This window comes from Pseudomonas pharyngis (genome assembly GCF_021602345.1).
Lineage (GTDB): Bacteria > Pseudomonadota > Gammaproteobacteria > Pseudomonadales > Pseudomonadaceae > Aquipseudomonas > Aquipseudomonas pharyngis.
This window is the reverse complement of the sequence record NZ_BQID01000001.1, coordinates 743,795-756,460: the sequence shown is the minus strand read 5'-3', so window position 1 is coordinate 756,460 and position 12,666 is coordinate 743,795. Positions and strand designations below refer to the sequence as shown.

General features: G+C 60.7%; 12 protein-coding genes. 5 read left to right on the top strand and 7 right to left on the bottom strand.

Annotation, left to right across the window (positions count from 1 at the left end):
• Positions 1 to 208 precede the first annotated feature (208 nt).
• Complete coding sequence (gene katE / locus L6D74_RS03440) at positions 209 to 2,350, top strand: catalase HPII (protein ID WP_236187670.1); 2,142 nt, start codon at positions 209 to 211, stop codon at positions 2,348 to 2,350.
• A 93-nt stretch (positions 2,351 to 2,443) separates the two neighbouring features.
• Here the strand turns inward: katE and L6D74_RS03435 are convergent, their stop codons facing one another.
• From L6D74_RS03435 to zur, 4 genes are read right to left on the bottom strand one after another with little or no spacing between them, the layout of a single operon-like run.
• Positions 2,444 to 3,157 (bottom strand): PA5502 family lipoprotein, encoded by a 714-nt coding sequence (locus L6D74_RS03435; RefSeq protein ID WP_064592487.1) that lies wholly within the window; start codon positions 3,155 to 3,157, stop codon positions 2,444 to 2,446.
• 37 nt (positions 3,158 to 3,194) lie between these two features.
• Complete coding sequence (gene znuB, locus L6D74_RS03430; RefSeq protein ID WP_007954005.1) at positions 3,195 to 3,983, bottom strand: zinc ABC transporter permease subunit ZnuB; 789 nt, start codon at positions 3,981 to 3,983, stop codon at positions 3,195 to 3,197.
• The gene (gene znuC, locus L6D74_RS03425; protein ID WP_039764852.1) at positions 3,976 to 4,761 is read right to left on the bottom strand and encodes a zinc ABC transporter ATP-binding protein ZnuC; all 786 of its coding nucleotides are present in this window, start codon (positions 4,759 to 4,761) and stop codon (positions 3,976 to 3,978) included. The genes znuB and znuC overlap by 8 nt, the downstream gene beginning before the upstream one ends.
• Positions 4,761 to 5,243, bottom strand: a complete 483-nt coding sequence (gene zur / locus L6D74_RS03420; RefSeq protein ID WP_011331783.1) for a zinc uptake transcriptional repressor Zur — start codon at positions 5,241 to 5,243, stop codon at positions 4,761 to 4,763. The genes znuC and zur overlap by 1 nt, the downstream gene beginning before the upstream one ends.
• A gap of 57 nt (positions 5,244 to 5,300) precedes the next feature.
• Between zur and L6D74_RS03415 the strand changes: the two genes are divergently transcribed.
• Positions 5,301 to 6,230 (top strand): zinc ABC transporter substrate-binding protein, encoded by a 930-nt coding sequence (locus L6D74_RS03415; RefSeq protein ID WP_236187669.1) that lies wholly within the window; start codon positions 5,301 to 5,303, stop codon positions 6,228 to 6,230.
• Positions 6,231 to 6,267: 37 nt separating this feature from the next.
• Here L6D74_RS03415 and L6D74_RS03410 read toward each other — a convergent pair whose 3' ends face one another.
• Together L6D74_RS03410 and L6D74_RS03405 are read right to left on the bottom strand one after the other, a co-directional pair.
• Entirely contained in the window at positions 6,268 to 7,221 is a 954-nt protein-coding gene (locus L6D74_RS03410) for a homoserine kinase (protein WP_236187668.1), read from the bottom strand.
• 61 nt (positions 7,222 to 7,282) lie between these two features.
• On the bottom strand, positions 7,283 to 7,579 hold the full coding sequence (locus L6D74_RS03405) for a DUF2782 domain-containing protein (RefSeq protein WP_011331780.1): 297 nt from the start codon (positions 7,577 to 7,579) through the stop codon (positions 7,283 to 7,285).
• A gap of 74 nt (positions 7,580 to 7,653) precedes the next feature.
• Between L6D74_RS03405 and polA the strand changes: the two genes are divergently transcribed.
• Positions 7,654 to 10,458 carry a DNA polymerase I gene (polA, locus tag L6D74_RS03400; protein ID WP_236187667.1) on the top strand — a complete coding sequence of 935 codons (2,805 nt, stop codon included), beginning with the start codon at positions 7,654 to 7,656 and terminating at the stop codon, positions 10,456 to 10,458.
• Positions 10,459 to 10,871: 413 nt separating this feature from the next.
• On the opposite strand, the gene yihA is transcribed toward polA, so the two are convergent.
• Entirely contained in the window at positions 10,872 to 11,516 is a 645-nt protein-coding gene (gene yihA / locus L6D74_RS03395) for a ribosome biogenesis GTP-binding protein YihA/YsxC (protein ID WP_039764859.1), read from the bottom strand.
• A gap of 191 nt (positions 11,517 to 11,707) precedes the next feature.
• On the opposite strand from yihA, the gene L6D74_RS03390 reads away from it, so the two are divergent.
• Positions 11,708 to 12,013 (top strand): c-type cytochrome, encoded by a 306-nt coding sequence (locus tag L6D74_RS03390; RefSeq protein WP_041475093.1) that lies wholly within the window; start codon positions 11,708 to 11,710, stop codon positions 12,011 to 12,013.
• A 32-nt stretch (positions 12,014 to 12,045) separates the two neighbouring features.
• Positions 12,046 to 12,657 (top strand): c-type cytochrome, encoded by a 612-nt coding sequence (locus tag L6D74_RS03385; protein WP_085612514.1) that lies wholly within the window; start codon positions 12,046 to 12,048, stop codon positions 12,655 to 12,657.
• Positions 12,658 to 12,666: the final 9 nt, after the last annotated feature.

The window sequence follows — 12,666 nt, the reverse complement described above, 5'->3', positions numbered from 1 at the left end:
GCATTTTAGCCTGTCCGTATAGAGGTTCTTAGCATTTATTTCGCAAATATCCTTCGATTTGGCAATAACAGGATCAAAGGTCATAAAAAAGGAACGCCCGAAACCCTCGTCAGTCACTACTTAAGCGACTTGAAAACCCTGGGTGCCGTGCCTGGGAAACACTCAAGCGTCCCGGAGCAATCCCGGGACAAACAGGAGTTCATGACTGATGAGTACCAAGAAACCTGCCAATGACAAAAGCCAACTGGCCGGCACCGATACCCCGGATCGCGCCAACACCAACGCCAAACTCGACAGCCTGGAGAAGTTTCGCTCCGACGCTACCGGTCAGGCCCTGCGCACCAACCAGGGCGTGAAAATTGCTGATAACCAAAACACTCTCAAGGCCGGGGCTCGCGGGCCGTCGCTTTTGGAAGACTTCATCATGCGTGAAAAGATCACGCACTTTGACCATGAACGGATTCCCGAGCGCATCGTTCACGCCCGCGGCACCGGCGCCCATGGATTCTTTCAAAGCTACGAGAACCATGCGGCGCTGACCAAGGCCGGTTTCCTGCAGGATCCGGGGAAGAAAACTCCGGTATTCGTGCGCTTTTCCACGGTCCAGGGGCCGCGCGGCTCCGGCGACACCGTCCGTGACGTGCGCGGTTTTGCCGTGAAGTTCTTCACCGACGAAGGCAACTTCGATCTGGTCGGCAACAACATGCCGGTATTTTTCATACAGGACGCGATCAAGTTTCCCGACTTCGTCCACGCGGTAAAACCCGAGCCGCACAACGAAATACCCACCGGTGGCTCGGCCCACGACACCTTCTGGGACTTCGTGTCCTTGGTGCCGGAATCGGCGCACATGGTCATCTGGGCCATGTCCGACCGGGCCATCCCGAAAAGCCTGCGCAGCATGCAGGGCTTCGGCGTGCACACCTTCCGGCTGATCAATGCCGAGGGCAAATCGCGCTTCGTCAAATTCCACTGGCGCCCTACTGCCGGCACTTGTTCGCTGGTATGGGACGAGGCGCAAAAACTCGCGGGTAAAGACACCGACTTCCATCGGCGCGATCTGTGGGAAGCCATCGAGATGGGTGACTACCCGGAATGGGAACTCGGCGTTCAGGTCATCGAAGAGGAAAACGAGCACGACTTCGATTTCGACATCCTCGACCCGACCAAACTGATTCCCGAAGAAATCGTTCCGATCACGCCGCTGGGCAAGATGACCCTCAACCGCAACCCGGACAACTTCTTCGCCGAGACCGAGCAGGTCGCGTTCTGCCCAGGCCATATCGTGCCGGGCATCGACTTCTCGAATGACCCGCTGCTGCAAGGTCGGCTGTTTTCCTACACCGACACGCAGATCAGCCGACTCGGTGGGCCGAACTTTCATGAGCTGCCGATCAACCGCCCGGTCGCACCGTTCCACAATGGCCAGCGCGATGCCCAGCACCGCACGGTGATCGACAAGGGCCGTGCCTCGTATGAACCCAATTCCATCGATGGCGGTTGGCCGAAAGAGACGCCACCGGCCGCGCAGGACGGCGGCTTCGAGAGCTACCCGGAGCGTATCGACGCCAACAAGATCCGTCAGCGCAGCGAGTCGTTCAGCGACCACTTCTCCCAGGCGCGGCTGTTCTTCAACAGCATGAGCCCGCACGAGAAAGAGCACATCATCGCCGCCTACAGTTTCGAACTGGGCAAGGTTGAGCGTGAGTTCATCCGGGCGCGGGAAGTGAACGAGATTCTCGCCAACATCGATCTGGAGCTGGCCAAACGCGTGGCGGCCAACCTGGGTCTGCCAGCGCCAGGCAAAGGTACTGTCGACGTGCCCAAAACATCACTGGATCGCTCGCCGGCGCTGAGTCAGGCCAACCTGCTGCCGGAGAACATCAAGACACGAAAAGTTGCGATCCTTGCGGCCAACGGCGTCGATGGTGCGGCGATTGATGCGATGAAGCAGGCGCTGGCGGCAGAAGGTGCGCACGCCAAACTGCTCGGCCCGACCTCGGCGCCGGTGAAGACCGCCGATGGCAAAAGCCTAGCGGTGGATGCGTCGATGGAAGGTTTGCCTTCGATTGCGTTCGATGCGGTATTCGTGCCGGGTGGCGCGGCGTCGGTTAAAGCGTTGAGCGGTGACGGCGTGGCGTTGCATTACCTGCTGGAGGCGTACAAACACTTGAAGGCGATTGCGCTGCATGGCGAGGCCAAACAGTTGCTGGACGTGTTGAAGCTGGAAACGGATGCGGGGTTGATCGAAGGCAAGGATGTGAAGGCACTGACCCAGCCGTTCTTTGCGGCGATCGGGCAGCATCGGGTCTGGGATCGGGAGCCTAAGGCCAAGGCCATTCCAGCTTAAGGTTGTTGGTTAACTGAAAGGACGCCTTCGCGAGCAAGCCCGCTCCCACAGGAATCATGTTGTACCTGTGGGAGCGAGCCTGCTCGCGATTTTTTATGGTTTACGAGGACTCAAAACCACTTGAGCGGGAACGCTGCGCAGGATCTGCTTCTTGATTTGCAGATCGAAATCCGGATCGAGCTTCTTAACGCGCTTGGTGATCAACGTCGCCAGCCACGGGTAATCATTGGTACGCGGGGCCTGAATGCTCACCGCACAGTCATAGTTCACTACATCGGCGGCGATCGCATCCAGTTGGCGGCGAAGTTTGCGGCTATCTGTGATATTCAGCGCAACCGTGGTGCTTTCGGCAGTCGGATCGATCACCTTGGCTTTCGGCTTGGCTTCAGCGGCCTGCAGCGCTGCTTCGGCTTTCTCCAGCTCGGCCTTGCGCGCTTCGGTGATCGCGCCATTGACACCACCGGTCAGCGCCGGGGCCTTGGGCATCAGCACGCGGGCACGGGCCAGCGCGGTTGCGGCCGCGTTCACATCGCCCTTCTGCAGGACGATCTGGCTGCGGCGCAGATAGGCTTCGGCCAACTGGCGCTGGTATTGCTCAAGGGATTGATCGTTGGGGGTTTCGGCCTGCAAGGCTGCCAATTGGTCTTCGGCAGTGGCCAGTTCGCTGCTGGCCAGGCTTTGCTCCAGCTGTGCGATGGCCGTGGCCCGCGCATCGGGGACTTCGGCCACCGGCGGCGTGCTTTGGCAGGCGCCCAGCAGCACTGAAAAGGCCACAAGGAGCAGATAACGGGAGGCGAACGGCTTCATTCCTGCGACTCTCTATTTGCGCAAAAAACGAGCAAGTCTACACCCCTCGACGGGGCAGAACAAAACTCAGCAGAAACAGTGCGGCCGCCGTCACAACGATTGACGGGCCGGCCGGGGTGTCCTTGAACCACGACAACGCCAGCCCGCCACACACGGCGAGCATGCCCAGCACACTCGCGCCCAGTGCCATCTGCTCCGGCGAACGGGCGTGACGTTGTGCCGCAGCCGCCGGGATGATCAACAGCGACGTGATCAGCAACACACCGACGATTTTCATCGCCACTGCGATCACCACTGCGATCAACAGCATCAGCGCCATGCGCAAACCGGCCACGGGCAGGCCTTCGACTTTGGCCAGTTCTTCGTGCACGGTGATCGCCAGCAGCGGGCGCCACAGCGTCACCAGCAACACCAGTACCGCCGCGCTGCCGCCGAGGATCCACGCCAGATCGGTCGGGCTGATCGCCAGCAGGTCGCCGAACAGATAGGCCATCAGGTCGATCCGCACTTCATGCATGAAGCTTAGTACCACCAGCCCGAGAGAGAGTGTGCTCGGCGCAAGAATGCCCAACAGTGTGTCGGACGCCAGCGGCTGGCGCTGTTGCAAGGTCACCAGCAGCACTGCCAGCAGCAGACAGCCCACAGTCACCGCAACGGTCGGGCTGACATCCAGCAGAAAGCCCAGCGCCACGCCGAGCAGCGCGGCGTGGGACAGCGTGTCGCCAAAATAGGCCATGCGCCGCCAGACCACGAACGAGCCCAGCGGCCCCGCGACCACCGCCAGCGCCAGACCTGCAAGCAGGGCGTAGAACAGAAAATCAGCCATGCTTGCAGCTATCTCCGTGAACGTGAGGTTGGCCCGTCAAAGGCCCTTTGACCACCGAACCGTGCAGGTCGTGGGCGTGGTCATGATGGTGGTGATAGATCGCCAGGCTCGGCGCGTTGTTGCCGAACAGCTCGACGAAGGCCGGATCGCCACTGACCTGCTCGGGATGCCCGGAGCAGCAGACGTGACGGTTGAGGCACACCACCTGATCGGTGGTGCTCATGACCAGATGCAGATCGTGGGACACCATCAGCACGCCGCAGCCGTGACGGTCGCGCAGACGGGTGATCAGGCTGTACAGCTCGGCTTGCCCGGCGACATCGACGCCTTGCACCGGCTCGTCGAGCACCAGCAGCTCCGGCTCGCGCAACAAGGCACGGGCCAGCAGCACGCGCTGCATTTCACCGCCGGAAACACTTTGCACCGGGCTGTCGATGACGTGCTCGGCGCCGACTTCCTTGAGTGCCGCCAGCGCACGCGGGCGATCGACGCCCGGCACCAGCCGCAGGAAGCGCAGCACTGACAGCGGCAAGGTCGGATCGACGTGAAGTTTTTGCGGCATGTAACCGACGCGCAGCTTCGGCTTGCGCCAGACGCTGCCGCTGTCCGGTTTCAGCAGCCCGAGCACGGCGCGCACCAGCGTGGTCTTGCCGGCGCCGTTGGGGCCGATCAGGGTGACGATCTGCCCCGGCTCGACGCTCAGGTGAATGTTGTCCAGCACGTTCTGCCCGGCAAACCGGACCGCCACCTGCTCCAGACGGATCAGCGCATCGCTCATCAAGCCCCCCGGCAGCCGGAGCAGAGGCCGACCACTTCGACGGTCTGGGCCTCGACGATGAAGCCGACGTCCTTGGCGCTGTGGACAATCGCATCGCTGATGGTTTTTTGCTCAAGTTCGATGGCGGCATGGCATTCGCGGCAAATCAGGAACTGGCCCTGGTGCGAATGTTTCGGGTGAACACAGCCAACGAAGGCGTTGAGCGAGGAAATGCGGTGCACCAGACCGTTTTCCAGCAGGAAATCCAGCGCCCGGTATACGGTCGGCGGCGCGGCGCGGCGGCCGTCCTGCTCGCTGAGCACCGCCAGAATGTCGTAGGCGCCCAGCGGCTTGTGGCTCTGCCAGACCAGTTCCAGCACCCGCCGGCGCAACGCGGTCAGGCGCAGGCCTTTCTGTGCACACAGGGCATCGGCCTCGGACAGCGCGCTGTGAACGCAGTGCGAGTGGTCGTGGGGACGGCTGGCAATCGGTGTAATAGGCATGAGCGGCGACGAGTTTGGTTAGAGACGTTATTATGTTACCCGTTCTCGCCTCATTGAGTGGTCATCGTGTCCCGACTTTTTTCTGTTTTTGTCGTATTCATCACCGGTTTTCTGCTGATCGGTCCGGCTCAGGCCGAGGTCAGAGTTCTCACCAGCATCAAGCCCCTGCAACTGATTGCCGCTGCAGTGCAGGACGGCGTGGCGATTCCGGAAGTGCTGCTGCCACCGGGCGCTTCGCCGCATAACTACGCATTGCGACCGTCCGACGTGCGCAAGGTGCAATCGGTGGACCTGCTGTACTGGATCGGCCCGGACATGGAAGGTTTCCTGCCACGCGTGCTGAATGGTCGTACGCTGCCGAGCGTCGCCGTGCAGGACTTGCCGGGCATGAAGCTGCGCCGCTTCGCTGCGGACAACCATTCCCACGCTGAAGAAGCCGACGAACACGATCACGACCATCGCCCGGGCAGTCTCGATGCGCATTTGTGGCTATCGCCGGTGAACGCGCGGGTTATTGCCGACAAAATGGCCGCTGACCTGAGTGCCGCCGACCCGGCCAATGCCGAGCGCTATCAGAGCAACGCCAAGGCGTTCGACGAGCGTCTGGATGCACTGGATCAGCGTTTGAAGCAACGCCTGGCCAGTGTTGAAGGCAAACCCTACTTCGTCTTCCACGAAGCCTTCGACTACTTCGAAGAGGCCTACGGTTTGAAACACGCCGGCGTGTTCAGCGTTGCGGCGGAAGTGCAGCCGGGGGCCCAGCATGTGGCGGCGATGCGTACGCGTTTGCAGGAAGTCGGCAAGACGTGCGTGTTCAGTGAGCCGCCGCTGCGTCCACGTCTGGCCGAGACCTTGGTGGCGGGCCTGCCGGTGAAGCTGGCGGAGTTGGATGCGCTGGGCGGATACACGCCAGCGACGGCTCAGGGTTATGAGCAAGTGCTGGAGAAGCTGGGGAATGATCTGGCGGGTTGCCTGGAATCGCTCTGATACAACAAAACCGCAGCCTGTACAGGCTGCGGTTTTTTTACAGGGCGAAAGGTAGCGGTGTACTGACCTGCTGACGCTGCGCCAGCCGCTGCTCGAACTCTTTCGGATCGTGAATCAGCACGTCCTGCCCGGCGAACGATTCCGCCGCGATCAACCGCGACAGCCAGAACCGCACACACGCCACTCGCAGCATGGTCGGCCACAGTTCTGCCTCGGCCGCCGTGAACGGACGCAGTGCCGCATAGGCACCAAGGAACGCCCGCGCACGCGGGCCGTCGATCAGGCCTTCGTCATCGGAACACCAGTCGTTCAGGGCAATCGCCACGTCATAGAGCATCGGCCCGGAGCAGGCGTTGTAGAAGTCGATCAGCCCGGTCAGGTGCGTGCCTTCGAACATCGCGTTGTCGCGAAACAGGTCGGCGTGGATGTTTGCCCGAGGCAGCGCGAGAATTTTCTCTTTCTGTTGGGTGATTTCATCCAGAGACTTTTGCAGCAATGCGCGCGGCTGCTCGTTCAGGTGCGAAAGGAACTGCGTGCCCTCTTCCAGCATCCAGTCCAGGCCACGATCGGTCTTGCGCTTGATCATGTTGTCGCCCTGGGTCGCCAGGTGCAGATGCGCCTGCAAGTCACCGACCTGCGCGCAATGCTGGGCATTGGCCTGCTTGATGTGCTTGCCGGCCAGGCGCGGTTGCAGCAGCGCCGGTTTGCCTTTCAGCTCGCGCAGGGCCACGCCGTCGGTGGTGCGCAGCGCGTAAGGCACCGGCAGATCGGCTTCGTGCAGCACGTCGAGCAGGTCGATGAAGAACGGCATTTCCTGCACCGGGCCGCGCTCGACCAGGGTCAGGACGAACTCGCCCTTTTCCATGCTGATGAAGAAGTTGGTGTTTTCGCTGCCGGCGGCGATCCCCTGGAAATCGAGCAGACGGCCGAGCCCGTAAGGGGCGAGAAAGGTTTCCAGCTCGGGCCGAGCCAGGGGGGTGAACACAGACATGGTTAAAAACTGCTCAGTTCTGGCGCCGCTTTTGCGCGGCGCCGATTAAAAATCAGGAAATTTACTTCCAGGTAAAAATTTCCCACGACGGAATCAGCATATCCGGCTGGTCGGATCGGATGTAGTTCGCGTCCGTACCATCGGCGCGCACCAGGAAATAGGGTTTGCCGCCCTTCGGTGTGACCTTGATCGCGTACACGAATCCACTCCGGCTGTATTCCTGAATGACCTTGTCGCCTTCCGTATGCGTGCTGATGGTAACTTCCGGCTCCGATGATGGCGCATCATCCGCCGCGATCGCGGCCAGCGGTGAGACAGCAATCAGACTGACCAGCAGCAAGCGATTTAACGTACGCATGATAACCTTGTCCCTTTGTCGTCAACGGTCCCGCTATTCTAGCGCCGGGCCCGCCGAAAAGGTTGATTCTGCTCATGAGCCAAGCCCCCCTCGTCCTGGTGGACGGTTCGTCTTACCTGTACCGCGCCTTCCACGCGCTGCCACCGCTGACCACCTCCAAAGGCCTGCCGACCGGCGCGGTCAAAGGCGTGCTGAACATGCTCAAGAGCCTGCGCAAGCAGTATCCGGACAGCCCGTTCGCCGTGGTGTTCGACGCCAAGGGTGGGACATTTCGCGATGAGATGTACGCCGAATACAAGGCCAACCGCCCGAGCATGCCTGACGACATGCGCGTGCAGATCGAGCCGCTGCACCAGAGCGTGATCGCCCTCGGTTTCCCGCTGCTGTGTGTCGATGGCGTCGAGGCCGACGACGTGATCGGCACCCTGGCCCGCAGCAGCGCGGCCGCCGATCGCCCGGTGATCATCTCCACTGGCGACAAGGACATGGCGCAACTGGTCGACGGCCACATTACCTTGGTCAACACCATGTCCGGTAGTTCGATGGATGTGGAGGGCGTGAAGGAGAAATTCGGCGTCGCTCCGGAGCAGATCATCGATTATCTGGCCCTGATGGGCGATTCTTCCGACAACATCCCCGGCGTTCCGGGCATCGGTCCGAAGACCGCGTCCGGCCTGCTGGTGGGCGTCAACGGCGGCCTGACCGAGCTGTACGCGCAACTCGACATCGTGCCGACCCTGCCGATCCGTGGCGCCAAGACCCTGCCGGCCAAGCTCGAAGAGCACAAGGAGATGGCATTCCTCTCCTATCAACTGGCGACCATCAAGGTCGACGTGCCGCTGGACATCGGCCTCGACGACCTGCAAATGGGTCCGGAGGACCCGGCCAAACTTTACGAGCTATACACCCTGCTGGAATTCAAGAGCTGGCTGAATGACCTAGATCGCGATGCCAAGCGCCAGGAACTGAGCGCTGCCGCCGAGCCTGCGCCGGCCGGCGATCTGTTCAGCGCGCCAGAAGCCGAAGCGCCTGCAACATCCGCTGAAGCCGCTTACGAAACCATCCTCGACCAGGCGCGATTCGACGTCTGGCTGGAAAAGCTGAAGAACGCCAAGCTGTTCGCCTTCGACACCGAAACCACCGGCATCGACGCGCAGCAGGCGCAACTGGTCGGGCTTTCCTTCGCGGTACAGGCCAACGAAGCGGCGTACATCCCGCTGACCCATTCCTACATCGGCGTGCCGGAGCAGCTGGATCGCGACACTGTGCTGCGCACACTCAAGCCGATCCTTGAAGATCCGAACAAACTCAAGGTCGGCCAGCACGCCAAGTTCGACATGAACATCCTGGCCAACTGCGCCATTGGCGGCGATCAGAATGAAGGCATCACTGTGCGCGGGATTGCCTTCGATACGATGCTTGAGTCCTACGTGCTCAACTCCACCGCCACCCGTCACGACATGGACAGCCTGGCGCAGAAATACCTGGACCACACCACCGTGAGCTTCCAGGACATCGCCGGCAAAGGCGCCAAGCAGCTGACCTTCGACCAGATCGCTCTGGAACAGGCCGGGCCCTATGCCGCCGAAGATGCCGACGTGACCCTGCGCCTGCACCAGACCCTGTTCGAAAAACTCAGCGCCATCCCGAGCCTGGCCAGCGTGTTGACCGACATCGAGATCCCGCTGGTGCCGGTGCTCGCTCGCATCGAGCGCCAGGGCGCGTTCGTCGATGCTGACCTGCTCGGCATTCAGAGCATTGAGCTGGGCAACAAGATGGTCGCGCTGGAACGTGAAGCCTTCGAGATCGCCGGTGAAGAATTCAATCTCGGCTCGCCAAAGCAACTGGGCGTGATCCTCTACGAAAAACTTGGCCTGCCGGTGCTGAAGAAGACCGCCAAGGGCCAGCCGTCCACCGCCGAAGAAGTGCTGGCGAAACTGGCCGAAGACGATCACCGCTTGCCGAAAGTGCTCATGGAACACCGTTCCATGAGCAAGCTGAAAAGCACCTATACCGATCGCCTGCCGGAGCAGATCAACCCACGCACCGGGCGTATCCACACCTCGTACCATCAGGCTGTGGCATCGACCGGACGCCTGTCGTCGAGCGATCCGAATCTGCAGAACATCCCGGTGCGCACCGCCGAAGGCCGACGCATCCGTCAGGCCTTTGTCGCGCCGAAAGGCTATAAACTGCTGGCGGCGGACTACTCGCAAATTGAACTGCGAATCATGGCCCACCTGTCCCGCGACGAAGGGCTGATGAATGCGTTCCGCAGCAACCTGGACGTGCACACCGCCACCGCAGCCGAAGTATTCAAGGTCGAGCTCAACGAAGTGACGTCCGACCAGCGCCGCAGCGCCAAGGCGATCAACTTCGGCCTGATCTACGGCATGGGCGCGCAGAAGCTGGGCAAGGACATCGGCGTCGACACCAAGACCGCCAAGGCCTACATCGACACCTACTTCGCGCGTTACCCGGGCGTTCGCGAGTACATGGATCGCACCCGCGCCCAGGCAGCAGACCAAGGCTTCGTGGAAACGATCTTCGGTCGTCGTCTGTATCTGCCGGAAATCAACTCGAACAAGCCGCAGGATCGCGCGGCCGCCGAACGCACGGCGATCAACGCGCCGATGCAAGGCACCGCAGCAGACATCATCAAGAAAGCCATGGTGGCGGTGGACAACTGGCTGAGCGCTTCCGGGCTGGACGCCAGAGTCATCCTGCAGGTGCACGACGAACTGGTGCTGGAGGTTCGCGAGGATCTGGTCGATCAGGTTCGCGAAGAAATTCGCGTGCACATGAGCGAAGCGGCAAAACTGGACGTGCCGTTGCTGGTGGAAGTGGGAGTTGGCAACAACTGGGACGAGGCGCACTGAGGCCTCTGGGACGCGGCTTTGCTGCGACCGAGCGTCGCGGCAAAAGCACCGGAAACCGCTTAGGCCTGATCGTTCTTGAGTTTATTCCAAAGTTTTTTGAAAAGATTCTGAACTAATCTTGCGACAGGGCACTCAGAGATACTGAATGGCTGGTGAAGCCCTTCGATGCTCCTATGTTGTGTTAAGTGTTGGCAGATATCTGAACCCCGCCCTAGCGGTTCGGAACTTAAACCCCGGAACTTCTCCCTCCCCATACGAAGTCCGGGGCTTTTTTTGCCTCAAAATTGGCTGTAGCGCGGTCATGCTGCGTTAAAAGCGTTAGTAAAAATGCTCATTTAGGTCCCCTAAACTCCGCTTTTTACTAACACTTTTGCCTTGCCTGACCGCACTACAGCCAATTTTCCATATCCTTATTATTCAGCCGCTGCTTCCGCGCCTTTATCGGCCAGTTCCATCCAGCCTGCCAACACAGTGTAGGCCTCTTCCAGGCCCATACGTTTAGGGGCGGAGAACAGCTGGATCGTCACTTGATCGCCCCAACCCTTACGGATTTCCGACTGCACCTTGAGCAGCGTGTTCTTCGCTGCGCCGTAGGTCAGTTTGTCGGCCTTGGTCAGCAGGATGTGCATCGGCATGCCGGCCGCAACGGCCCAGTCGAGCATCAGCAGGTCGAAGTCGGTCATTGGATGACGGATGTCCATCATCAGAATCAAACCCTTCAAACTCTCACGGCCACCGAGGTAGGCCTCGAGGTGACGCTGCCAGTGCTGCTTGAGCGGGATCGGTACTTTTGCATAACCGTAGCCCGGGAGGTCGACCAGACGCCGTTCATCGTCTAGCTTGAAGAAGTTCAACAGCTGTGTGCGACCCGGGGTTTTCGAGGTGCGCGCCAGGCTGGCGTGAGTCAGGGTGTTCAGCGCGCTGGATTTACCGGCGTTGGAACGACCGGCAAACGCCACTTCGAAGCCTTCGTCGTCGGGGCACTGATCGACTTTGGCGGCACTGAGCATGAACGTGGACTGTTGGCACAGGCCGAGGATGGGATTCTTGAGTTGCATGGGATTTCCGATGTGGGCGGCGCCGGGATTAGGCGCGGAACGCGGTGTCGCTTCCGTTTCAGTGACGCCAGTATATAATGCCGCAGATTTTGTGTGTGCTTTGTCCCAGCGAAGGATGAAGTTCACGAGAGCGACAGACCTTGATTGCGCATTAGAACGCAGAACGCTCTCAACCCTGAAAAGGTCGTTTTATGACGAAATGGCTGCTGGCTGCCGGAGTCTTGATGCCGCTTTACAGCGCACAGGCTACACAGGATCCGGAAGCCGTGTACAACCGTGTTTGTGGAGCCTGTCATTCCGGCCAACTACCCATGGCGCCCAAAAGAGGCGATCAGGCAGCTTGGACGCCGAGGTTGGCGAAAGGTATGGAGACGCTGGTGCAACACGTGACCCAGGGTTTCAAGGCGATGCCGCCGCGTGGTTTGTGCATGGACTGCAGTGCCGAGGATTACCAGGCCCTCATCCTCTGGATGAGCGAGAGTAAGCCCGGTCCATAACTCTTAACCCTTAGCCGTAGTTGGATTAGCTGATGAACAAACTGATCGTGAGTCTGCTGTTGACCGTGGGAATCTCAGGCTTCGCCCATGCTGCCGGTGATGCAGCCGCAGGCCAGGCAAAAGCCGCCGTATGCGGCGCCTGCCATGGCCCGGATGGCAACAGCATGGCGCCAAACTTTCCAAAGCTGGCCGGACAGGGTGAACGCTACCTGACCAAGCAATTGCACGACATCAAGTCGGGCAAGCGCACCGTTCTGGAAATGACGGGCCTGCTGACCAACCTGAGCGATCAGGACCTGGCCGATATCGCCGCCTACTTCGCCAGCCAGAAAGGCAGCGTCGGCGCCGCCGATCCGAAGATCGTCGCTCGCGGTGAAGCCCTGTTCCGTGGCGGCAATATCGAGAAAGGCCTGCCAGCCTGCACCGGTTGCCACTCGCCGAACGGCGCCGGCAACGCAGCCGCCGGCTTCCCGCACCTGGGTGGCCAACACGCTCAGTACATCGCCAAGCAGCTGACCGATTTCCGCAAGGAAGAAGCCGGTCGCAACAACGACGGCGACGCAATGACCATGCGCACCATCGCCCGCAAGCTGAGCGACGAAGACATTGCGGCAGTCTCCAGCTACATTCAGGGCCTGCACTAAGACGCGCGA

Bases quoted from the DNA above. Each gene is read 5' to 3' on its own strand.
- znuC (WP_039764852.1), bottom strand. From the start codon at position 4,761: ATGAGCGATGCGCTGATCCGTCTGGAGCAGGTGGCGGTCCGGTTTGCC.
- L6D74_RS03390 (WP_041475093.1), top strand. From the start codon at position 11,708: ATGACGAAATGGCTGCTGGCTGCCGGAGTCTTGATGCCGCTTTACAGC.
- zur (WP_011331783.1), bottom strand. From the start codon at position 5,243: ATGCCTATTACACCGATTGCCAGCCGTCCCCACGACCACTCGCACTGC.
- L6D74_RS03405 (WP_011331780.1), bottom strand. From the start codon at position 7,579: ATGCGTACGTTAAATCGCTTGCTGCTGGTCAGTCTGATTGCTGTCTCA.
- polA (WP_236187667.1), top strand. From the start codon at position 7,654: ATGAGCCAAGCCCCCCTCGTCCTGGTGGACGGTTCGTCTTACCTGTAC.
- znuB (WP_007954005.1), bottom strand. From the start codon at position 3,983: ATGGCTGATTTTCTGTTCTACGCCCTGCTTGCAGGTCTGGCGCTGGCG.
- katE (WP_236187670.1), top strand. From the start codon at position 209: ATGAGTACCAAGAAACCTGCCAATGACAAAAGCCAACTGGCCGGCACC.
- L6D74_RS03410 (WP_236187668.1), bottom strand. From the start codon at position 7,221: ATGTCTGTGTTCACCCCCCTGGCTCGGCCCGAGCTGGAAACCTTTCTC.
- yihA (WP_039764859.1), bottom strand. From the start codon at position 11,516: ATGCAACTCAAGAATCCCATCCTCGGCCTGTGCCAACAGTCCACGTTC.
- L6D74_RS03435 (WP_064592487.1), bottom strand. From the start codon at position 3,157: ATGAAGCCGTTCGCCTCCCGTTATCTGCTCCTTGTGGCCTTTTCAGTG.
- L6D74_RS03385 (WP_085612514.1), top strand. From the start codon at position 12,046: ATGAACAAACTGATCGTGAGTCTGCTGTTGACCGTGGGAATCTCAGGC.